General features: G+C 66.4%; 19 protein-coding genes and 1 pseudogene. 7 read left to right on the plus strand and 13 right to left on the minus strand.

Annotation, left to right across the window (positions count from 1 at the left end):
- The first annotated feature begins 24 nt into the window (after nt 1-24).
- The gene (locus tag B6S44_RS10070; RefSeq protein ID WP_164985778.1) at nt 25-1,224 is read left to right on the plus strand and encodes a YyaL domain-containing protein; all 1,200 of its coding nucleotides are present in this window, start codon (nt 25-27) and stop codon (nt 1,222-1,224) included.
- 58 nt (nt 1,225-1,282) lie between these two features.
- Complete coding sequence (locus tag B6S44_RS10075) at nt 1,283-2,335, plus strand: LacI family DNA-binding transcriptional regulator (protein ID WP_164985779.1); 1,053 nt, start codon at nt 1,283-1,285, stop codon at nt 2,333-2,335.
- On the opposite strand, the gene B6S44_RS30045 is transcribed toward B6S44_RS10075, so the two are convergent.
- Nucleotides 2,332-2,658: a helix-turn-helix domain-containing protein gene (locus tag B6S44_RS30045; RefSeq protein ID WP_206735123.1), complete on the minus strand. Its 327-nt coding sequence runs from the start codon at nt 2,656-2,658 to the stop codon at nt 2,332-2,334. The genes B6S44_RS10075 and B6S44_RS30045 overlap by 4 nt on opposite strands.
- Nucleotides 2,659-2,913: 255 nt before the next feature.
- Between B6S44_RS30045 and B6S44_RS10085 the strand changes: the two genes are divergently transcribed.
- On the plus strand, nt 2,914-3,165 hold the full coding sequence (locus tag B6S44_RS10085) for a hypothetical protein (RefSeq protein ID WP_129156771.1): 252 nt from the start codon (nt 2,914-2,916) through the stop codon (nt 3,163-3,165).
- Nucleotides 3,166-3,358: 193 nt separating this feature from the next.
- Here the strand turns inward: B6S44_RS10085 and B6S44_RS10090 are convergent, their stop codons facing one another.
- From B6S44_RS10090 to B6S44_RS10100, 3 genes are all read right to left on the minus strand, one after another.
- A complete protein-coding gene (locus B6S44_RS10090) occupies nt 3,359-3,793 on the minus strand; it encodes a Ros/MucR family transcriptional regulator (RefSeq protein ID WP_129156772.1) in 435 nt (144 codons plus the stop codon).
- A gap of 149 nt (nt 3,794-3,942) precedes the next feature.
- Nucleotides 3,943-5,262 (minus strand): HlyD family type I secretion periplasmic adaptor subunit, encoded by a 1,320-nt coding sequence (locus B6S44_RS10095; RefSeq protein WP_129156773.1) that lies wholly within the window; start codon nt 5,260-5,262, stop codon nt 3,943-3,945.
- On the minus strand, nt 5,259-6,989 hold the full coding sequence (locus B6S44_RS10100) for a type I secretion system permease/ATPase (protein ID WP_206735124.1): 1,731 nt from the start codon (nt 6,987-6,989) through the stop codon (nt 5,259-5,261). The genes B6S44_RS10095 and B6S44_RS10100 overlap by 4 nt, the downstream gene beginning before the upstream one ends.
- Before the next feature lie 107 nt (nt 6,990-7,096).
- On the opposite strand from B6S44_RS10100, the pseudogene B6S44_RS10105 reads away from it, so the two are divergent.
- Nucleotides 7,097-7,403, plus strand: a pseudogene (locus B6S44_RS10105) (transposase); the annotation flags it as partial.
- A gap of 64 nt (nt 7,404-7,467) precedes the next feature.
- Here the strand turns inward: B6S44_RS10105 and B6S44_RS10110 are convergent.
- From B6S44_RS10110 to B6S44_RS10130, 5 genes are all read right to left on the minus strand, one after another.
- The gene (locus B6S44_RS10110) at nt 7,468-9,099 is read right to left on the minus strand and encodes an ABC transporter ATP-binding protein (RefSeq protein WP_129156774.1); all 1,632 of its coding nucleotides are present in this window, start codon (nt 9,097-9,099) and stop codon (nt 7,468-7,470) included.
- Nucleotides 9,096-9,926 carry an ABC transporter permease gene (locus tag B6S44_RS10115; RefSeq protein WP_129156775.1) on the minus strand — a complete coding sequence of 277 codons (831 nt, stop codon included), beginning with the start codon at nt 9,924-9,926 and terminating at the stop codon, nt 9,096-9,098. Before B6S44_RS10115 ends, B6S44_RS10110 begins: the two co-directional genes overlap by 4 nt.
- Before the next feature lie 3 nt (nt 9,927-9,929).
- Nucleotides 9,930-10,907: an ABC transporter permease gene (locus B6S44_RS10120; protein ID WP_129156776.1), complete on the minus strand. Its 978-nt coding sequence runs from the start codon at nt 10,905-10,907 to the stop codon at nt 9,930-9,932.
- Between the two features lie 40 nt (nt 10,908-10,947).
- A complete protein-coding gene (locus B6S44_RS10125) occupies nt 10,948-12,552 on the minus strand; it encodes an ABC transporter substrate-binding protein (RefSeq protein WP_129156777.1) in 1,605 nt (534 codons plus the stop codon).
- A 98-nt stretch (nt 12,553-12,650) separates the two neighbouring features.
- Nucleotides 12,651-13,502, minus strand: coding sequence for a VOC family protein (locus B6S44_RS10130; RefSeq protein WP_129156778.1), 852 nt, complete (start codon nt 13,500-13,502; stop codon nt 12,651-12,653).
- Between the two features lie 327 nt (nt 13,503-13,829).
- On the opposite strand from B6S44_RS10130, the gene B6S44_RS10135 reads away from it, so the two are divergent.
- Complete coding sequence (locus B6S44_RS10135) at nt 13,830-15,158, plus strand: NAD(P)/FAD-dependent oxidoreductase (RefSeq protein ID WP_129156779.1); 1,329 nt, start codon at nt 13,830-13,832, stop codon at nt 15,156-15,158.
- A gap of 61 nt (nt 15,159-15,219) precedes the next feature.
- On the opposite strand, the gene B6S44_RS10140 is transcribed toward B6S44_RS10135, so the two are convergent.
- The gene (locus B6S44_RS10140) at nt 15,220-16,062 is read right to left on the minus strand and encodes an endonuclease/exonuclease/phosphatase family protein (protein ID WP_129156780.1); all 843 of its coding nucleotides are present in this window, start codon (nt 16,060-16,062) and stop codon (nt 15,220-15,222) included.
- Between the two features lie 63 nt (nt 16,063-16,125).
- The gene (locus tag B6S44_RS29315) at nt 16,126-16,275 is read right to left on the minus strand and encodes a hypothetical protein (RefSeq protein ID WP_164985780.1); all 150 of its coding nucleotides are present in this window, start codon (nt 16,273-16,275) and stop codon (nt 16,126-16,128) included.
- 214 nt (nt 16,276-16,489) lie between these two features.
- Between B6S44_RS29315 and B6S44_RS10145 the strand changes: the two genes are divergently transcribed.
- Both B6S44_RS10145 and B6S44_RS10150 read left to right on the plus strand, forming a co-directional pair.
- A complete protein-coding gene (locus tag B6S44_RS10145) occupies nt 16,490-16,939 on the plus strand; it encodes a VOC family protein (RefSeq protein WP_129156781.1) in 450 nt (149 codons plus the stop codon).
- A gap of 129 nt (nt 16,940-17,068) precedes the next feature.
- Nucleotides 17,069-18,280 (plus strand): MFS transporter, encoded by a 1,212-nt coding sequence (locus tag B6S44_RS10150; protein WP_129156782.1) that lies wholly within the window; start codon nt 17,069-17,071, stop codon nt 18,278-18,280.
- A gap of 18 nt (nt 18,281-18,298) precedes the next feature.
- On the opposite strand, the gene B6S44_RS10155 is transcribed toward B6S44_RS10150, so the two are convergent.
- Together B6S44_RS10155 and B6S44_RS10160 are read right to left on the minus strand one after the other, a co-directional pair.
- Nucleotides 18,299-19,534, minus strand: a complete 1,236-nt coding sequence (locus tag B6S44_RS10155) for an MFS transporter (RefSeq protein ID WP_129156783.1) — start codon at nt 19,532-19,534, stop codon at nt 18,299-18,301.
- A gap of 235 nt (nt 19,535-19,769) precedes the next feature.
- A complete protein-coding gene (locus B6S44_RS10160; protein ID WP_129156784.1) occupies nt 19,770-20,813 on the minus strand; it encodes a tripartite tricarboxylate transporter substrate binding protein in 1,044 nt (347 codons plus the stop codon).
- Between the last annotated feature and the right edge of the window lie 12 nt (nt 20,814-20,825).

A 20,825-nucleotide genomic window follows, 5' to 3' on the forward strand; every position in this document is an offset into this window, starting at 1 on the left:
CTGCTCGTCCACGGGAGACGAGCGATGCGCATCGAGCCAAGCACCTATTTCTCGACCGTCGAGGCTGCCGCCGCCACCAGGCGCGACACCCGGCCTCACCAGGAGGCGCTGGAGCGCTGCATCGCCAAGCTGCGTCAGACCATGCCCGTGATCGGGCTGCGCAATCCCAAGATCGGCCTTCCCGACAACAGCTGGGTCTATTGCGGGCCCTATGACTGGGTGGTCAGCTTCCAGGCTGGACAGCTCTGGTTGGCGCTGCAGTTGACCGGGGATCCGGCCTTCCTCAACGCAGCGCGGGCGCGGCGGGCGGTGTTCCGCGGCATCCTCGCCTATCAGAACGCGCAGAACCACGATCTCGGCTTCCAGTTTTCGCTGAGCTGCGTGGCCGAATGGCTGATGACGGGAGACGACGAGGCGCATGAGATGGCGCTCGCCGCGGCGCGGCAGCTCGTCGCTCGCTACCGGCCCGACGGGCGCTACATCCAGGCCTGGAACGCCAGGCAGGTTCATTCCCAGCGCATGCAGGCCGAATTCGCCAATGGCCGGATTATCGCCGACACCATGCAGAATCTCGCGCTGCTCTACTGGGCCCATCGCGAGACCGGTCGGGTGGATTTCCGCGAGGCGGCCGATGCCCATGCACAGACCACGCTCGAGCACATCGTCCGGCCGGACGACACCTCCTTCCACACCTTCGTCTTCGACATCGCCAGCGGCAAGCCGCTGCGCGGCGAGACTCATCAGGGCTATGCCGACGCGTCCTGCTGGTCGCGCGGACAGGCCTGGCTGATCCATGGCTTCGCGCAATCGGCCGTGACGACGGGCAATCCGGCCTATGCCGAAGCGGCCCGGCGGCTGGCGACCAAGGCCGAAGCGCTGATGGAGGGCGATGCCGTGCCGGCCTGGGATTTCGGCGCGCCGGAACAGCGCGGGACGCATCGCGACAGTTCGGCCGCCGCAATCATGGCGGCGGGCGTCTATCTCCTGGCGGACCAGTCCGAGCCCGAGGAGGCGGCGCGCTGGCGCGCTCTGGGCGACCGGCTGCTTGCTGGGCTGCTCGATCATTGCGATCTGACCCGTGATCCGAAGGCGCTCGGGCTCCTTGCCCACGGCGCCTCGCATGTCAGGGCCGGCTATTCCGATACGATGCTTCCCTATGGTGATTATTACTTTATGGAGGCGTTGATGCGCTCGCTTGGTCACGATCGGTTCTTCTGGTCGTGACGCGGCGTTCCATTCCCTGTCTCTCCCTATGCGGGAGCGGTCTGCAGAAGTGGCCCGGATGAGCGACGACGAGACCCTGGCACCGACCCTGCGCGACATCGCCGATGCGGCGGGAGTCTCGGTCGCCTCCGTCTCCAAGGTGCTGAACAATCGCGGCGGCGTCGGCGACGAAAGCCGCCGCCGGATTCTCGGCCTGGCGGAGCAGCTGGGCTATCAGGGCAATCGCAGCGCCCGCTCGCTGCAGAAGGCCGGTGTCGATGGCGCGGTGCTCGTCATCCCGGCGGAGGCTTACTCCAACTCGCAATTCTACGAAGGGGTCGTCCAGAGTGTCATTGCGGAGGCTGCGGCGAACTCGCTGAAGCTCGATGTCCGGCTGACCTCGCATGCCGATGGCCGGGTCGTCGCCGAGCTGGACGAGTTGCTCGGTGCCCGGCCCAGAACCGTCATGGCCGTCGGCATGGACGATCCCGTCGTCATCGACAGGCTCGTCGCATCGAAACTGCCGGCGGTGCTGGTCAACGGCATGGATCGGACGATGCGGCTCGATTGCGTGCTGCCAGACAATTGGAGCGCCGGCTGGCTGGCGACACGCCGGCTGCTGGCCGCCGGCCACCGGCGCATCGTGCATGTGGCGTCGCGGCATCGCCTGTCGATGCAACGCCGTCTCGAGGGCTTCAAGATGGCGATTGAGGAAGCCGGGATCGAGTTCGATCCCGACAGGCATTTGATCGACCTGTTCCAGATGCGGGTCGAACTGCCCCAGGCGCAGCGCGCGATCAGGCAGGCCCTGCAGGACGGGCGGCTGGACGGCGTGACCGCGTTCTTCTGCGCGACCGACGTGGTTGCGCTCAGCGTCATGCAGGGACTGCAGAGCGAAGGTGTCAGGGTTCCCGAAGACGTCTCCGTCATCGGCATCGACGACATCTCGATCGCGACCCATAGCCGGCCGCCTTTGACCACGATCCGGATCGATCGCGGCGAGCTCGGGCGGCTCGGCGTGCAATCCCTGATGCGCCGTATCGCCGACCCCGAGGCCAGCATCCTGCGCGTGAATCTCGGCGTCAGGCTGATCGAGCGGGCCACCATAGGCCAGCTCCCGCCCGCCGCTTAGCGGCGCGTATCCAAACCAACCAGTCTATAAGCGCACCTTCCGGATTTCTGGAGAGGGCCAATTTCGGCCTCGCTTACCCCCCAGGCGGATCGGCTTGCTCTACCATTTGCATCAGCCCGCAAGGCTCGAAGCCCATCGCCCTCGCGATTTGCGATGTACTCGGCGACGTCAAGGCGCCGTTCCTCGGTCTCGTATTTCGACACGAAGGTCTGCCGGCGGCCTATCTGCGTAGCCAATTCAACCTGCGTGATGCCGGCGTCCTTGCGCGCCTGGATGAGCGCCTGGAGCAGGGCCGTATAGAGTTCGGGTTGGGTTGAAGCCAAAGCCGGCGCCTGAAGCGGTGAAACCGGCCGCTGAACTCAACCCGAATTTCGAATACCCCAAAAACGAAAGGCACCAGACGAATCGTCATCAGAGTGCCGCCGCAAATCGGATTTTCGTGAGACCGAAGCGCCGAAGAAGCTCCGCGGTTACCGCGCGGTCGCAATCCCGCGCATTCGAGCAGTTTCGAGAGCGCTTTCCTTTTCGCGGTTCCATCCCATCTATAGCAAAGGCAGAAATCGAAGGATGGATCACGCATGTCGTGCGATTGCGAACGGCTGGCTGAAGCGATCTATCGTGAGATTGAAAAGCAGCTTCCGGACCGCGGCGGCGACTTAGACAATCGAGATCTTCAATCGATCCTGATCGACGGCCAGCTTGATCTTCTGAAAATCGCAGCTTCTCTGACGATGCGTTTCTGCGTGCTGGCAGACAATCTTGAGACGGTTATAACTGATGGCTCGGCGGGCTCGGAGCGCGATTTCCGGCGCGTCGCAGATCGCGCCTAATCTGCATCCTGTCTGCTGCTCGGCGATGTCAAATGGCAAACGTCGGTCGGCAGCCGAGTTCGGCCGCCGTCACGACATCGAGGAGGCAAAGCGGAAGGTCCGCGTGAGCTGGCGGGATGTCAGCCAGGGAGGAAGCAGTCACGTCCGCATTAAGTCATGGCTCGGACGCGGGCGCTGCTGTCGCAGGCTTAGATCAGCTCCTCCTGTTTCGCCTCGTCGGAACACTCTGGCCCTTCTTCCGACCCAGTCCCAGGCTCTTGGCCATCTGCGAGCGCGCCTCGGCGTAGTTCGGCGCGACCATCGGATAGTCGGCGGGCAGGTCCCATTTGGCGCGGTAGTCCTCCGGCGACATGTCGTAGGCCGACCGCAGATGCCGTTTCAGCGACTTGAACGGCTTGCCGTCTTCGAGGCTGTAGATTGCGTCAGGCGTCACGGATTTCTTGATCGGGACCGCCGGAACAGGCTTTTCGGCCGGCGGGGCTGCGGACTCCTGGCCGAGGCAGCCCAGCGCCGCATGGGTCTGTTCAATGAGACCGGCAAGCTCGGCCTGGGGAAGGCGGTTATGGCGAACGAAGGCCGCGACGACTATCGCAGACAATTCGAGCAATTCCGTTGAATCTTTGGACATTATGCTTCCGACCCTAGAACAGACACTGTCTTTTGTAAGTGCGCGCCGCCATCAGAAGCAACGACGGTCGTCGGTTATACAGCTTCAAATCAAGGCAATTCACTCGCATTGCGCGAGGATAACTGCCGTATCGATTTGAACGCGCATCTTCATCGTTCCCTGAAGGCTTTTGCGATCTGGTCCTTGAGGGGTTTGACGATGTATTCGAGTGGGGTTCGGTCTTCGGTGCGCACGAAGACCTCGGCTTGCATGCCGGCAGCGATGCGGTTTTGGCCGAGGCGGTTGAACTCGGCGGCCGGCATCGAGACGCGGATGGTATAGAAGGCCGCGCCGGTCTGCTGGTCGCGGCTGGTGTCGGCGGAGATGCGCGTGACCTTGCCGGCGAGTTCGGGTGTGGTGCGCTGGTTGAAGGCGTGGATCTTGATCCGCGCCTCCTGGCCGAGCGCGATCTGGTCGATATCGGGCGGATTGATCCGTGCCTCGACCTGGAGCGCGTCCTCGGCCGGCACGACCAGCATGGCCGGTTCCGCCGGAGTGATCACGCCGCCGACCGTGTGCACGGCGAGCTGGTGCACGAAGCCTGAGCTCGGGCTGCGGATCTCGACCCGCTTCATCTGGTCCTCGGCCGCGACGCGGCGCTCGACCAGCTCGGCGCTCCGCGCTTGAATCTCGCGCAGCTCCTTCATCACCTCCTCGCGCAGGGCAGCGTCGATCTGGATGATCTGCAGCCTGGTCTCGGCGATCTTGCCTTGCGCCTGGGCCAACCCCGCGATGAGCTGGCCCCTCTGGCCGTCGAGGCTTGCCGCTTCGCGCTCGAGCGCGGTCCGGCGATTGAGCGCGACCAGGTTCCTGGCATAGAGCCAGCGGATCCCGGTCAGCTCTTCCTCGATCAGCAACGCCTGCAGATCGCGCGCCGTCTGCTGGGCCTTCAGGCCGATGATCTCGTCGCCGAGCTGGGCGATGCGCGCGGAAAGCTGAGCCTTCTGGCCATCGCGGGCGGCGCGCCTGGCCTCGAACAGGCTCATCTCGGCGCCGATCAGCTCGGCGAGCTCCGGCTCGTGTCGGCGGGCGGTGAGATCGGCCACGAAGGCGATCACGTCCTTGCCCGCACGCTCGGCCTCGACCCGGCCGCGGCGGACGCCAAGTTCGTCGAGCTGCTTGACCACGACCTGGAGGTTGGCGCGAGTCACGGTATCGTCGAGGCGGATCACCACCTGATCCTGCTCGACACGGTCGCCCTCGCGCACCTTGAGCTCGCCGACGATGCCGCCGGTCGCGTGCTGGACCTTCTTGACATTGCCATCGACGACGAACTGGCCGCTGGCGATGACCGCACCCGACAGGGTCGTCGCCACCGCCCAGACCCCGACGGTGCCGGCGAACAGGGCAAGGCCGACGCAGCCGGCGAGCGCAAGGCCGCGCAAGGAACGTCCGAAGCCCTGCTGTTCCCGGGAGGCCGCTTCGCTCATGACGCCACCGCCGGCTGGCGTTTAACATTCGGCAAACCGCCTTGCTTCAGCACCTTCTGCAGGATCTCCTCCTTCGGGCCGAAGGCCTGGATGCGGCCATCGGCCATCATCGCGAGATGGTCGACGCCGGCAATCGCGGTCTGGCGATGGGTGACGACGATGACGATGCCGCCGCGCTCACGGACCCCGCGGATCGCCCGGGTCAGCGCCTCGTCGCCATCATGGTCGAGATTGGAGTTGGGCTCGTCGAGCACGGTGAGGAAGGGCTCGCCATAGAGCGCCCGCGCCAGGCCGATGCGCTGGCGCTGGCCGCCGGACAGGGTCGCCCCGGCTTCGCCGAGCTTCGTGTCATAGCCCTGCTCGAGCCGCAGGATCAGCTCATGCGCGCCGGCGGCCTGCGCCGCCGCGACGATCGCCCCGTCCTTGGCACCTTCATCGAAGCGGCCGATGTTCTGTGCCACCGTGCCCTCGAACAGCTCGATGTCCTGCGGCAGATAGCCGATATGGCGACCGAGCTCGCTCGGCTCCCATTGGCCGAGCGCGGCACCGTCGAGCCGGACCTCGCCCTTGAGCGGGCGCCAGACCCCGACCAGCGCCCGGACCAGCGTCGACTTGCCGGACGCGCTCGGCCCGATGATGCCGAGGCCCTGGCCGGCCTTGAGTACGAGCGAGACACCTTGCAGGATCGGCGCCTGCCTGCCCGGCGCGGCGACGATCAGCCCGTCGGCGGTAAGTTCACGGCGCGGCGCCGGCAAGGCTGTGCGCTCATTCTCAGCGAAGGCGGGCGAGTCCAGCACCTGCCGCAGCCGCTTCAGGCCCTGGCGCGCGCCGACGAAGCCCTTCCAATGGGCGACGGCGATCTCGATCGGCGCCAACGCGCGCGAGGTCATGATCGAGGCGGCGATCATCGCCCCGCCCGAGATCTCGTTATGCATGGCAAGATAGGCGCCGAGCCCCAGCACCGCCGATTGCAGCACCATGCGGAAGACCTTGGCGAAGGCGCCGATGCCGCTGGTCGCGTCCGAGCCGGCGAGCCAGTCGCGGACATGGCGCAGGTTGAGCTCGCGCCATTTGCGCTGGAAGGCGGGCGCCATGCCCATCGCCGTCAGCGCCTCGGCATTGCGGCGGCTGGCCTCCGCGATCGCCTGCCGGGCCGCGCCGCTCATGAGCTGCGCCTTGGTCGCCTCGCGGCTCTTCAGCTCGGTCAGCCAAGTCAGCAGGACGATGACGAGGCCCCCAGTGACGACGAGCCAGCCGAGCCAGGGGTGGAGGAAGAAGGCGCCGGCCAGGAACAGCGGCAGCCAGGGCATGTCGAGCAGCGCGGTCGGGCCGAGCGAGGATAAAAAGCCGCGGAGCTGGTCGAGATCGCGGACCGGCTGCAACGCCTGCTCCGGCCGAAAGCCGAGCAGCGGCAGCTTCTGGGCCGCGGCGAAGGCGGATGGCGAGACCGCCTCGTCGAAGCGCGCGCCGATCCGGGCGAGCAGCCTGACGCGGATACCGTCGAGGAAGCCTTGCAGCACATAGGCGGCGAGCAGCAGCAACGACAGGCCAATCAGCGTCTGGACGCTGCGCGAGCTCAGCACCCGGTCATAGACCTGGAGCATGTAGAACGAGCCCGACAGCATCAAGAGGTTGATGACGCCAGAGAACACGCCGACGACCACGAACGAACCCCGGCACGACGCCAGCGCTGACGAGACGATCGAGGCCGAGGCAGAAGACGACACCGGTCGGCTCAAGGCGGGAACTCACTCATTAGGAGAAACGAGGTAACGCTACCCTCTGGGGTTGATCAAGTTCGAAGTTCGTTCTGGCCCATCGAGAGGACCAGGACATAAAGCACCGCCGCTTCTCGGAAAAGCAGATCATCGCGATCTCGACGGGACCGGAATCCGGGTCTCGGTCGCGGATCTGTACCGCAAGCACGATATGAGCGACGCCAGCATCTACCAATGGAAAGCGAAGTTCGGCGGGATGGACGTGTCCGAGGCCCGGCGTCTTCCAACGCCGGAGGACGAGAACGCCAAGCTCAGACGGATGCTGGCCGATGCGATGCTGGACAACGTCGCGCTGAAGGACCTGCTGGGAAAGAAATGGTGACGCCCGCTGCCGAGCGTAAAGCGGTCGCGCATCTCGTGGCGCAGTAGACGCCCGCAAGCAGCCGCTCGCTCACGATCAGCCTGCCTCGGCGACGACGATCCTGGATCAGGCCGTAGCCTCTTCCGCAAGCCTTTCGCCCTGGCCGAACTCACGGCCCGGGATCGAGGCGAGCAGCGCCTTCGTATAGGGGTGCTGCGGCTCACCGAAGACCGTGCCGATCGGCCCCGCCTCCACCACCTCCCCGCTCTTCATCACCGCGACGAGATCGCAGACCTGCGCGGCGACACGCAGGTCATGGGTGATGAAGACGATCGAGAGACCGAGGCGCTCGCGCAATTCCGCCAGCAGCTTCAGCACCTGCGCCTGCACGGAGACATCGAGCGCCGAGACCGGCTCGTCGGCGACCAGCACCGCCGGCTCGAGCGCCAGTGCCCGGGCAAGGCCGATGCGCTGGCGCTGGCCGCCCGAGAATTCATGCGGATAGCGTTCGGTCGCTGCCGGGTCGAGCCCGACCAGCCCGAACAGCTCCTTGGCGCGGATCATCGCCTGAGGCCGCGCCATGCCGTGAACGATCAGCCCCTGCGCCACAGCCTCGCCGGCTTTGCGGCGCGGGTTCAGCGAGGCGAACGGGTCCTGGAACACCATCTGGATATCGCGCGTCGCCGAACGCATCTCCTCGCGGCTGAGGCTCGCGAGGTCGATGCCGTTCAGGCGGATCTCGCCGCTCTCCGGATCAATCAGGCGCACCAGGCAGCGCGCCAGGGTCGACTTGCCCGAGCCGGACTCGCCGACGATGCCGAGCGTCGCACCCTTGGGCAGCACCAGCGAGACATCCTTGACGGCATGGGTGACGCGCTGGCCGCGCCCGAGGAAGCCGCCGGTGCGGTAGGTCTTCGAGACATGGCCGATCGTCATGATCGGCTCTGCGGACAAGGCCCGCGCCGGCGGCGCCTTGAGCGGCGGCACCGCGGCGATCAGTTGGCGGGTATAGGCATGCTGCGGGTTGCCGAGCACGGCCTCGGTCTCGCCTTGCTCGACGACCTCGCCCTTGCTCATCACCGCGACTCGGTCGGCAATCTCGGCGACGACGCCGAAATCATGGGTGATGAACAGGACGGCCGTGCCCTTGCGGCGCTGCAGGTCGCGGATCAGCTTGAGGATCTGCGCCTGGGTGGTGACGTCGAGCGCCGTGGTCGGCTCGTCGGCGATCAGCACCTTGGGATCAAGCGCCAGCGCCATCGCGATCATGGCGCGCTGGCGCTGGCCGCCGGAAAGCTCGTGCGGATAGGCCTTGAAGGCGAGTGCCGGATCGGGAATGCGCACCTCGTCGAGCAGCGCGAGCGTGCGGGCCTTGATCCCGGCTGCCGATAGCTCGGTATGCAGCTCGAACATCTCGCCGATCTGGTCGCCGATGCTGCGCAGCGGGTTGAGCGCCGTCATCGGCTCCTGGAAGATCATGGCGATGCCGGCGCCGCGCACCTTGCGCATCTCGGCTTCGCTGAGCCCGCAGAGGTCGCGCCCCTCGAACAGGATGCGGCCGCCGTCGATCGTGACGCCGCCGGGCAGGAGCCGCATGATCGCGTTGGCGGTCATCGACTTGCCGGAGCCGGATTCGCCGACGACGCAGAGGATCTCGTTCGCCGCCAGAGCGAGCGAGACCTTTTCCATGGCGTGCGAGCGGTCGCCGCCAGCCGGCAGCTTCACGCTGACATCGTCGAGGACGAGGATCGGGCTCATCGGCTCTTCAGCCTCGGATTGAGGGCATCGTTGAGCCCCTGCCCGACCAGCGAGACGGCGAGCACGGTGACGAGGATGGCGATGCCGGGGATGGCCGAGACATACCATTGCACGCGCAGCACGTCGCGGCCTGCGCCGATCAGATTGCCCCAGGAGGCGACGTTCGGATCGGAGAGCTTGAGGAAGGCGAGCGCGCTTTCGAGCAGGATCGCGATCGCCATCACGACGCTGGCATAGACGATCACCGGTGGCAGCGCGTTCGGCAGGATCTCGCCGAAGATCAGCCTGGCATCCTTGAGGCCGAGCGTTCGGCCCGCCTGCACGAATTCCCGGTTGCGCAGCGAGAGGAACTCGGCCCGCGTCAGTCGGGCCGAGGCCGGCCATGAGACGATGCCGATGGCGACAGTGACGGTGGTGATGGTCGAGCCGAAAACCGCGACCAGCACCAGCAGCAGCAGAAAGTTCGGCAGGGTCTGGAACGCCTCGGTAACGCGCATCAGCGCGGTATCAACCCAGCTGCCGTAGTAGCCGGCGAGGGCGCCGATGGTGATGCCGATCATGACCGAGATCACCGTCGCGACGCCGCCGATCAGCAGCGAGATGCGCGCGCCATGGAAGATCTGGGCGGCGATGTCGCGGCCGGAATTGTCGGTGCCGAGCAGGAAGCGCGGATTGCTGAACGGCCAGATCAGCGGCCGCCCGGCGAGCGCCAGCGGGTCGCGCGGATAGAGAAAGTCGGCGCTCGCGGCCATGGCGAGCACGAGGATGAGCAGCAAGAGGCCGATGACCGCCGGCGGGCTGCGGACATAGAGCTTCACCAGATCCATGGCTCAGCTCCCGGTCGTGATGCGCGGGTCGAGCCGGGCATAGAGCAGATCGACGATGAAGTTGACGGCGATCACCAGCAGCGCCGAGACGAAGACGATACCGAGCAGCGTGTTGAGGTCGCGCTGGATCACCGATTCATAGGCGAGGCGCCCAAGCCCCGGCAGCGAGAATACGCTCTCCACCACGACCGAGCCGCCGAGCATGGTGCCGGCCTGCAGGCCGATCAGCGTGACCATAGGCAGCAGCGCGTTGCGCAGCACATGGCGGACTACGACGCGTGTCTCGTCCATGCCCTTCGAGCGCGCCGTGCGGACGAAATCGAGGTTCAGTACCTCGAGCATCGAGCCGCGCATGATGCGGAGATAAATCGCCATATAGAACAGGCCGAGCGTCAGCGTCGGCAGGACGAGGTGCAGGGCGATGTCGAGCGACCGCCGCAAGCCCGTGTAGCTTACGGTGATGTCCTCGAAGCCGCCGGCCGGCAGCCATTGCAGGTAGATCGAGAAGACGACGATCGCCATCAGCCCGAACCAGAAGGTCGGCATCGCATAGAACATCAGGCCGAAGGTGGAGATCAGCGTATCCGGCCATTTGTTGACGCCGCGCGCCGCGACGACGCCCAGGATCAGCCCGAAGAAGAAGGCGAAGGAGAGCGAGGCGGTCATCAAAAGGATGGTCGCCGGCAGCCGCTCGGCGATCACCGTCGCCACCGGCTTGCCGTAGATCGCGGAGAAGCCGAGATCGAGCCTGACCAGCCGCCAGAGATAATTGCCGAGCTGGGCCCAGACCGAGAGGTCGAGCCCGTAGAATTCGCGCAATTGCCTGGCGGTGGTAGCGTCGCCGCCACCCATCTGCGCCATCATCGCATCGACGGTGTCGCCAGGCGCGAGCTGCAGCAGCAGGAAGACCCCGATCAGGATCAGGAAGAGCGTCGGGATCGAGGCGGCAAGACGCCGCCCAGCAAGAGTCAGGACACGCATGGGAACCGGCCGAATTCGGCTGCGGGGGTGAGCGAAGGGATCACTCCGCCAGCCACAGATCGTGCCAGGAAGAGGAGCCCCAGCGCGGCGTGTTGGAGTGGTTGCGGGCCTTGGCGCTGATCGCGGTCAGGAAGATCTGCTCGATCGGCGTCCAGATCGGCAGCTCGGTGTTGGCGCGCCGCACGAAGTCGCCATAGAGCGCCTTGCGCTTGGCCGCATCGACCTCGGTCGCCGCATCGTCGATCAGCTTGTCGATGGCCGGGTCGGTCCAGTCCCACTGATTGGTCCAGGGCGCGCCCTTCGGCTGGCCGGAACGGTACCACACCGTGGTCGAGACGGCCGGGTCGTTGCGGTACTGGTGCCAGCCGGTGGCGAGATCGAAGGCGTGGTCGTCATAGACCTGCTTCAGATAGCCGCCGCCATCGTTGCGGACGATGTCGACCTTGATGCCGACATCGGCGAGCGACTGCTGGATGAAGGTGGCAAAGAGCGTGATGTCCTCGCCCCAGGGCGCAGGCAAAAGCCGCAGCGAGAAGCGCGTACCACCGGCGCCGGGCTTGAAGCCGGCCTCGTCGAGCAGCCTGGCGGCGAGCTTCTTGTCGAATGGATATTGCGGGCCGTTGTCGGCCGGATAGAAATCGGTCGAGACCGAGGGGATCGGCCCGGTGCCGCGCTTGGCGAAATCGCCGAGGAAGTTCTCGATGAAGAACGGAATGTCGAGCGCGTGTGCAATGGCGCGCCTGACGCGAATGTCGGCGAGCTCCTTGCGGCGGAAATTGAACTCGACCGTGTTGGTGCGGGCGTTGCCCTCATTGCCCTTGGTCGAGACGATGAAGCGCGGGTCCTTGCCGAGGCGGGCCGAGTCCGAGATCGTCAGGCCCGAGAACGGGCTGTAATGGATCTGTCCCGCCTCCATCTGGGCGGCGGCCGCGGCGCGGTCGGTGACCACACGCCAGACGATCCGGTCGAGATAAGGCGCGTTGGCGCGCCAGTAGTTCTGGTTGCGCTCGGCGATGACGTGCTGGCCGCGCTCATACTGCACGAACTTGAACGGGCCGGTGCCGACCGGCGCGAGATTGACCGGGTTCTGGCGGATGTCGCCCTTGCCTTCGTAGAGATGGCGCGGCGAGACATAGCCGAGGTCCGGCAGCGCCCGCAGCAGCAGGTTGAGCGGCATCGGGCGCTCGTAGCGGAACACCGCCGTCAGCGGATCGGGCGTGTCAACCGCGGTGAGGAAGAGCTGCAGCGTGGTGCCGTAGTTCAGGATCTTCTTCCACATCTCCATCGCCGTGAACTGCACGTCGGCGGAGGTGAAGGGCTTGCCATCATGCCAGGTCACGCCGGGGCGGAGCTTGAAGGTGATGGTCTTGCCGTCGGGCGCGGCTTCCCAGCTCTCGGCGAGCACGCCGACCGGCTGGCCCTTGGCGTCGAGGTCGACCAGCTGCTCCTGGATCTTGCCGCCGATGATGTAGACGCCGGTCGAGGCCTGCAGGCTCGGGTTCAGCTGGCGCTGCTCAGCGCCGTAGTGGACGGTGAAGACACCGCGCTTGCGTGGCGTTTCCTGGCCGAAGGAGCGCATCGGGAACAGCACGCTGGAGGCGATGGCAGCGCTGGTCTTCAGCGCGGCGCGGCGGGTCATATCCATGGATGGTCTCCTGGGGCCGGCGTGCAGGCTCGGCACGATGCGGTCGTGGCCAGGCCCCGTCAATGCGACGGGGCCGTTCTCGAAAGGGTGAAGCCAGCCTATTGCGGCAAGAAGCTCACGATCAGGCCATTGGCGGAGGCTGCGGGAACGCTGAGCGCCGCGCCATGGCGGACGCCGACAGGGCCGAGCGCCTTGGCAGCGCCATCAAGATCAGAGCTCGCCAGCACGATCGCCGCGGCGCCGGCAGGCGCCGCTCCGACCCGCATCGCATCCGGATAGCGCCGGGCGAGGCTGTCGGCGTCATAGAACAGGAGGTCGGCGCGCTTGCCGCCCGACGGCACCAGCCAGGCATCGTCCTGCTGCTTCACCGGCTCGTCGATCAGCCGGCTCAGATGCTCGGCCGCGGCCTTGGCATCGTTGGCGAGCACCTCGACGCGGATGATGCGGTTCGCGCCATTGGCGTGGCTCTGCAGTTCCGGGATCCAGACCGTCTCGCGGGTCAGATGCTGGCAGGCGAAGATGCGCAGGCTGCCGGGGGTCTCGTCGAGCGGCCAGCGGAAGACGTTGAACTTGGCCTCACCCTTGCCGCCATTGGGCAGGTCGACCGGACGGCCGAAATGGACAGGACCGAGCGCCTCCAACCCTCGGCTCTTGAGTTCGGCGGCGCCGGCGGCGGCATCATCCGTGGTGAAGGCGGCCCGCTCGATGCCCTCGCGCTCCCTTAGAAAGTCGCGGGTGGGCTTGTTGTGCTCGGTCTCGGCCAGGATGCCGAGCAGCTCGACATAGTCCTCGCCGAACATGATCGTGTAGTTGCCGCTGCCGAGAATGGGCGAATGCGTGCCGCGCGGCGAGACGGTGAAGCCGAGGCTCTGCCATTGCCGGGCCGACGCGTCGAGATCGCGAACCGTCACCACGACATGATCGAGACCGAGAATGTGCTTGAGCGGCATGACGCCCCCTAGTGACCAGAACCCAACGGAAGGGAGAGTTCATCCGAACGGAGGTTAGGGCGCAACCGCTCCGGGATGACGATTCCAGCAACCCCCGCTGCGTGGGAGACATAGCGTCGGGAGAATAGTCTTTTCAAGAACCCGAGAGACGAAGCCAAAATTTGGTAGAATTTGTTCGCCTCCGGCAAGCTAAGTAGTAAATTATTCTACGGCAGGTGAAGCGCTAGGAACAGCCTACTTGCGGCCTCGCGGGCATGGCGGCAAGGATACGGGTAAGCCCGCAGCGCGGGCCCTCGCTCGCCTCCTCCCAGCCGAAAGACGCCGCCGATGACTGCCCACGCCTCCGTCGCCTGGCCGCCCTCGCTCTGGGCCGCGACGGCCCAGCCCGGCCCCGTGCTCGGGACGCTCGAAGGCGCGATCGAGAGCGATGTCGTGGTGATCGGCGCCGGCTTCACCGGTCTCTCGACCGCGATCCATCTGCGCGAGAGTGGTGTCGGCGTCACCATCCTGGAAGCGGCCGAACCCGGCTGGGGCGCCTCCGGGCGCAATAACGGTCAGGTCATTCCGACGCTGGCCGGGCACGATCCCTCCGCGATGACTGCCCGGCACGGCGAGGCCGGCGAACGCTTCAACGCCGTGCTGCGCGACAGCGCGCAATACCTCTTCGATCTCGTGCGCAAATACGGGATCCCGGCCGAAGCCGAGCAGGCAGGCTGGGTCCAGCCCGTGCATTCACCTGGCCGCTTCAAGCTTGCCGAGAAGCGCGTCAGGGAGTGGTCGGCGATCGGCGCCCCGGTCGAGCTGCTCGATCGGGCGGCGACGGCAGAGATGCTCGGCTCGGATGCCTGGTTCGGCGGCTTCTGGAACCCAACCGGCGGTCATATCAACCCGCTCGCCCTGACCCGCGGCCTCGCCGAGGTCGCACTCAGGCTCGGCGCGACCCTCCATGCGCGTTCGCCCGCCGTGAGCATGACGCACCAGAACGGCCGCTGGGTGGTGACGACGGCAAAGGGATCAGTGACCGCGCGCGCGCTCGTGCTGGCGACCAACGCCTATACGGGCGAATTCGCGCGCGAGCTCGCCCCGGAGATCGCAAATGAGGTCATCCCGGTCCTGTCCTGGCAGATGGCGACCAAGCCGGTCAGCGACAACATCGCCAAGACGGTGATCCCCGGCCGGCAGGCGATGTCGGACACGCATCGCGAACTTTATTTCGCCCGCTGGGACGCCCGCAACCGCCTGGTGACCGGCGGCGCCGCGATCCTGCCCGGTGCTGGCGGGGCCAATCTGCGCCCGACGGTCGCGGCGCGGTTGAAGCGGCTCTGGCCGCAGCTCGGCGAGGTCGAGTTCGACTATGTCTGGTCCGGCTATGTCGGGATGACCCCGGACAACCTGCTGCAGCCACAGGTGCCGGGCTATCCGCGTATCCACCAGCTCGGGCCGAACGGTTTTGGCTGGGTCGGCTGCAATGGCCGCGCCGTCGCGCTGTCGATCTCGCTCGGCCGCGAACTGGCCAAGGCGACGCAGGGCACGGCACTGGAGACGCTGGGCCTCCCGTTCTCAGCGCCAAGGGTGCAGCCCTTCCAGGGCTTGATCCGCCGCATCGCGCCGCTGGCCCTGCCGCTCTACCGCAGGCTGGACGCGCAGGAGATCTAGGGGCCGCGCCGCCTCGGTTGCGCGTCAACTGGTGACCCACTCTGCAAGGGGGGCTTGGCGGTCAGTCGAGGGCGAACTCGACGAGGATCGGCTGGTGGTCAGAGACCTTGGTCTCGACATCGCAGATGATGGTGCGGGCCCGCGCCGCGAGATCGGGCGTCGCCAGCACATAGTCGAGGCAGCTGATCTGGCCATGGGTCTGGTCGAACAGGTTCGCGGTCATGGGGTGCGGCGCCTCGTCCATCACCGAAGCCCAGAGGTCGACCAGCGGCGGCTCGCCGCCGTCGAAGGGCGCCAGCAGCCGCGCCAGCACCGGATCGTCCGGCCGCATGTTGAAGTCGCCGGTCAGCACCGCGCTCGCCGAGCTCGGCGTCATCCGGTAGGTGTGCGGCCCGGCCGAACGTGGTTTGGCATGGCGAGCGAGTGCCATCCGGTGAGCGTCGCGGATGCCGTCGACCTGCGCCGCGCGCAGCTCCGAGGACGAGTATTCGAGATGCGTCGTCATCAGCCTGACCGGGCCGAGCGGCGTCAGCGCCATCGCCTCGATCAGCATGCGCGGCATGTTGCGGGTCTCGGCCGCTTCCCAGGGCAGGAGATGGCGCAGCGCCTGGGCGACGGGATAGCGCGTGAGCAACAAGTTGCCGAAGCGGCTGCGGCCACCCTTGCCGTCGTCGAGATCGACGCCGATGCCCTCGATCGCGGTGAAGCCCGGCAGCAATTCGGCAAAGCGGGCGAACTGGTTGGTCTCGTCGTTGAAGTCGAGCTCGGGGAAGTTATCCGCGACCTCCTGCAGGCAGAGCACGTCGAAATCCGCCATCTGCCGGGCATGGGCGACGACGCGCGCCGGGTCGACGCGGTTGTCCATGCCGCGAGCCCACTGAATATTCCAGGTGATCAGCCGCATCTCACTCGATTCCCGCACGCATGAAGCTCTGCACGACCTGGTACTGAAACAGCGGGACGCCGATCAGTGAGAGGTCGCGATGGTCGCATCGAACTCGACGCGAGCACGCAACCACCCGGCGTGGAAGACCGAGACGCTGAGCACGCACTTGCCGCTCGGCCTGAGCATCTCGACCTGATGGGCGTATTTGGCCGGGCGATGGCGCGTTCGCAACTGAAATGTCGGCGGCCGATGCCCAGCCACAATGCAGCGGTAGACGTTTAACAGGCAGGCGCTCGCCGCACTCCAGCATGCTGCCAGAGATTGACACTCGCTATCCATAAACGTTGATATCAACATTCATCGAGCCGATGCTGACTGCTTTTGGGAGCCGCGAGGCTATCTTGCCTGGCGCCTATCGAAGCCCTTCTAGGAAAAGGAGATCACCATGAAGATCGTGACCAGTTTGAGCTTCCGCGGCCAATGCCGCGAGGCGTTCGAGTTCTACGCCAAGGTTCTCGGCGGAAAGATCACGGCGGCGATGCCTTACGGAGATGCGCCGCCCGGCATGGGCATGCCGGCCGACGACACGTACAAGAGCTGGCTGATGCATTGCTGGCTCGATGTCGGTGATCAAGCGCTGATGGGCGCCGACATGGACACCGCCTGGGCACCCAATGTCGACAAGCCGAAGAACGGCTTCGACGTCACCTTGCACACCAACGACAAGGCTGAAGGCCAGCGCTGGTTCGAGCAACTCGCCGAAGGCGGCAAGGCCGTGATGCCGTTCAGCGAGACCTTCTGGTCGCCCGGCTTCGGCTCGCTGGTCGACAAGTTCGGCATCCCGTGGATGGTCAACACCATCCCGTCCGGCGATTGGAAGCCGCCGCAGGGCTGATCCCACACCACGCGAAAAAATCCGCAGCGGCATGTCGGCTCCGCCGATGCCGCTGCGTCCTTGGGGTATCGACCGCGCGCGATGTCCCAAGACAGCTCGGGCGGTGCACGGAGCGCCCCGGAGAATCCCATGAATCAATCCTATCGCTGGGTGATCGTCGCGGCAGGCGGCCTTTTGGGCTGCGTTGCGATCGGCGCCATGTTTTCGCTGCCCGTCTTCCTGCGGCCGATGTCGCAGGACACCGGCTGGTCCGTCACCGGCATCTCGACGGCGATGACGTTCGGCTTTCTCGCCATGGCGGCCGCCAGCATGGTCTGGGGCGGCCTTTCCGACCGCTACGGGCCGCGCCCGGTGGTGCTGACGGGATCAATCGTGCTGGCCGCGAGCCTGACGCTCGCCAGCCGCGCCGACTCGCTGATCGAGTTCCAGCTCCTCTTCGGCCTCCTGGTCGGCGCGGCGACGGCCGCCGTCTTCGCGCCGATGATGGCCTGCGTCACCGGCTGGTTCGACACCCAGCGCGGCCTCGCCGTCTCGCTCGTCTCTGCCGGCATGGGCATGGCGCCGATGACGATGGCACCGCTCGCGGCCTGGCTCGTCACCGGCCATGACTGGCGCACCGCCATGCAGATCATCGCCGGCATCGCCGCCGTGCTGATGATCCCCGCTGCGCTGCTCGTGCGCCGGCCGCCGGCCCTGGAGGCTGCGGCGCAGAGCGAGGCGATTGCCGATGAGCCGCAGTCGGGGATGAGCGTCGGCCAGGCGGTGCGCTCGCCGCAGTTCATCACGCTGATGCTGGCGAACTTCTTCTGTTGCGCCACCCATTCCGGCCCGATCTTCCATACGGTGAGCTACGCCGTGACCTGCGGCATCCCGATGCTCGCGGCCGTGTCGATCTACAGCGTCGAGGGACTGGCCGGCATGTTCGGCCGCCTCGGCTTCGGCCTGGCCGGCGACCGGTTCGGCGCGCAGCGCGTTCTGGTGATCGGGCTGCTGACGCAGGCCTTCGGCGTGCTCGCCTACGCCTTCGTCGGAGAGCTCGGCGGCTTCTATGCCGTAGCGGTGCTGGTCGGCTTCATCTACGCCGGCACGATGCCGCTCTACGCCGTGATCATCCGCGAGAATTTCCCGCTCAAGATGATGGGCACGATCATCGGCGGCACGGCGATGGCCGGGAGCCTCGGCATGTCGACCGGCCCGCTGCTCGGCGGCCTGATCTATGACCGCTTCGGCACCTATGCGCCGATGTATGTCGGCTCCTGGGTCATGGGCCTGGGGGCGATGCTGATCCTGCTGACCTTCCGGCCATTCCCCAAGAGACAGCCGGAACTGGCGATGGCGTAGAGCCACCGCCGCGCTTTGCTAGCGCTTGGTCATCTCGATGTCCGGGATCGTCGGCCCGCTCGTGCCCCGCTCGCCATCGACCATCGGTGGCGACGGGTTTCGCGAGATCCGCAGCGCGATATAGATCGCGACGGCCACCGACAGCCCGGTGAGATAGATCAGCATGCCCTGTGGGCCCATGAACTGCATCAGCAGGGTCGCGGCGAGCGGCCCGATGGCGGAACCTGTGCCCCAGAGGAACAGCAGCTGCGCCGAGAGCCCGACTGCATGGTCGCGCCCCATGCGGAAATAGGCGTGGGTGACCGCAACCGTATAGAGCGGGATGCCGCAGCCGCCGATCAGCGCGAACAGGCCGAAGAGCCAGATCCGGCCATGGGCCGGGTCGGCTTGAAGGAGTACCGCGAGCCCGGCCGCCGCGACCGCGACGATGCTCGTGGCGACGAGCATGATAAGGCGGCTCGCGACCCGGTCCGCCAGCAGGCTCATCGGCCATTGCAGCAGGAGCGCGCCGATCTGGATGCCGGCCGTGAGCAGGATGGTCGCGCGCTGATCGAGCCCGGACAGGATACCGTAAGCGGGGGTCACGCTCGTCAGCGGGCCGCCCACCAGCCCGACATAGAGGCAGCCGACGACCGCGGCCGGCGCCTGCTGCCATAGCGTCCCCAATCCGACCGAAACGATCTCGCTCGATTCAGGGCCCCGGGCACGCGTCAGCGCAACGGGGATCAGCGCCAGAGAGAAGGCCATGCTGGCGAAGAGGAAGACGTCCTGCGACTGGATCGCGACATAGCCGACGCCGATCTGCGAGCCGATCAGCGCTACGCGGTTGAGGATCTGGTAGATGCCGAAGATGCGGCCGCGCTGGGCCCGATTGGCCTGTCCGCTGATCCAGCTCTCGATGCAGATGCCGTGGCCTGCCGCCGCCAGGCCCATGACCAGCCGCGCCAGCCCCCACCATGCTTCCGGCAGCAGCGGAAAGCTCAGCGTCGAGACCGCCTGGAGCGCGGCGAACACCGCAAAGCCGCGGATATGCCCGACCCGGCGCACGAGCGAGGGATTGACGAAGCAGCCGATCAGGAAGCCGAGCGAATAGGCCGAAGCGACGAGGCCGATCAGCAGCGGCGGCTGGCCTGCGATCGCCATCTGCAACGGCACGACCGTGTTCACGATCGTGCCGGCGACCTGCAGGATCAAAGCACCTGCGACGATGGCGCCGAGCGCGGCGACAGAACCGCCTGGGGCCTTTGCAGTCACGGCGTCATCACATCCCGAGTGCCTGTTTCGGCGAAGCTAGAGCATTTTCGAGCGAAGTGAAGGCCGTTTCGCGTGAAGAAAGTGCGATAAAACAAAGAGCTGGAGCATTTCCGTGCCTCAGAGAGCCGCGGAAATGTTCCAGATGCGGGCTCTCAACAGGTTTTCCGTCCGATGCGGGCCGGCACGCGTGAGCGGATCATCGCTCTGCGCTGACGGCGGCTAAGCGGCAAGGCCATCAGCCATCCTGGGCCTTGATTCCGGCCTCGCGGATCAACTTGCCCCAGCGGTCCATTTCCTCGCGCATATATCGGGCCAGCACCTCCGGCGTCGATGCGGCGACACGGCCGCCGAGCTCTTCGATCCGGGTCTTCACCTTCTCCTGCCGCAGTGCGGCCTGAACATCGGCCGAGACTTGCGCGACGATCTCGGGCGGCGCCTTGCCGGGCATGAAGAGCGCGAACCAGGAGCCGACATCGAAGCCCGGCAGCGTGTCGCGGATCGGCGGCACATCTGGCAGCGCCGGGACACGCTCCTGCGTCGAGACGCCGATAGCGCGGATCGTGCCGCCGCGAATCTGGCTGATCGAGACCGTCACCGTATCGAACATGACGTCGATGCGCCCGCCCACCAGGTCCTGCATGGCTGGCGCCGCGCCGCGATAGGGGACATGGGTCATCTCGATGCCCGCCGCGCGCTTGAACAGCTCGCCGATCAGATGCAGCGAGGAACCGACACCCGCCGAGCCGAAATTCAGCGCGCCGGGCTTCGCCTTCGCCAAGGCGATGAAGTCGCCGACCGTGCGCGCACTGGAGCCCGGAGGCACCACCATGACATTGGGAATGACGACCGCGAGCGACAGCGGCGCGAAGTCTGCGAGCGGATCGAAGGGCAGCTTCTCGAAGAGAAAGCGGTTCACCGCGATTGCACTCGATGTGATCAGGAGATGATGCCCGTCAGGCTCGGAGCGCGCCACATCGGCCGAGCCGATATTGGAACTCGCCCCCGGCTTGTTGTCGATATAGACCTGCTGCTGCCACATCACGCTCAACTGCTCGCCGAGCACGCGGGCGATGATGTCGTTGGCCCCGCCTGCGGCGAAGGGCACCACCAGCCGCACGCTCTTGCTCGGACGCCAGTTCGCAGCGCGAACCTGGGCACCGGCGGACGCCGGAAAAAGCAGCGCCGCGCCGGCCAGCGCCAGTGTCTGCCGACGCGTCGGCAACGCGCTCGCCGGGATTGAGCCGTGCGGTGTGTTCATCGAGCCTTGTCCAGACGTCATGACTTGTCCTCC

Source organism: Allobosea sp. Tri-44 (assembly GCF_004123845.1).
Classification (GTDB): domain Bacteria; phylum Pseudomonadota; class Alphaproteobacteria; order Rhizobiales; family Beijerinckiaceae; genus Allobosea.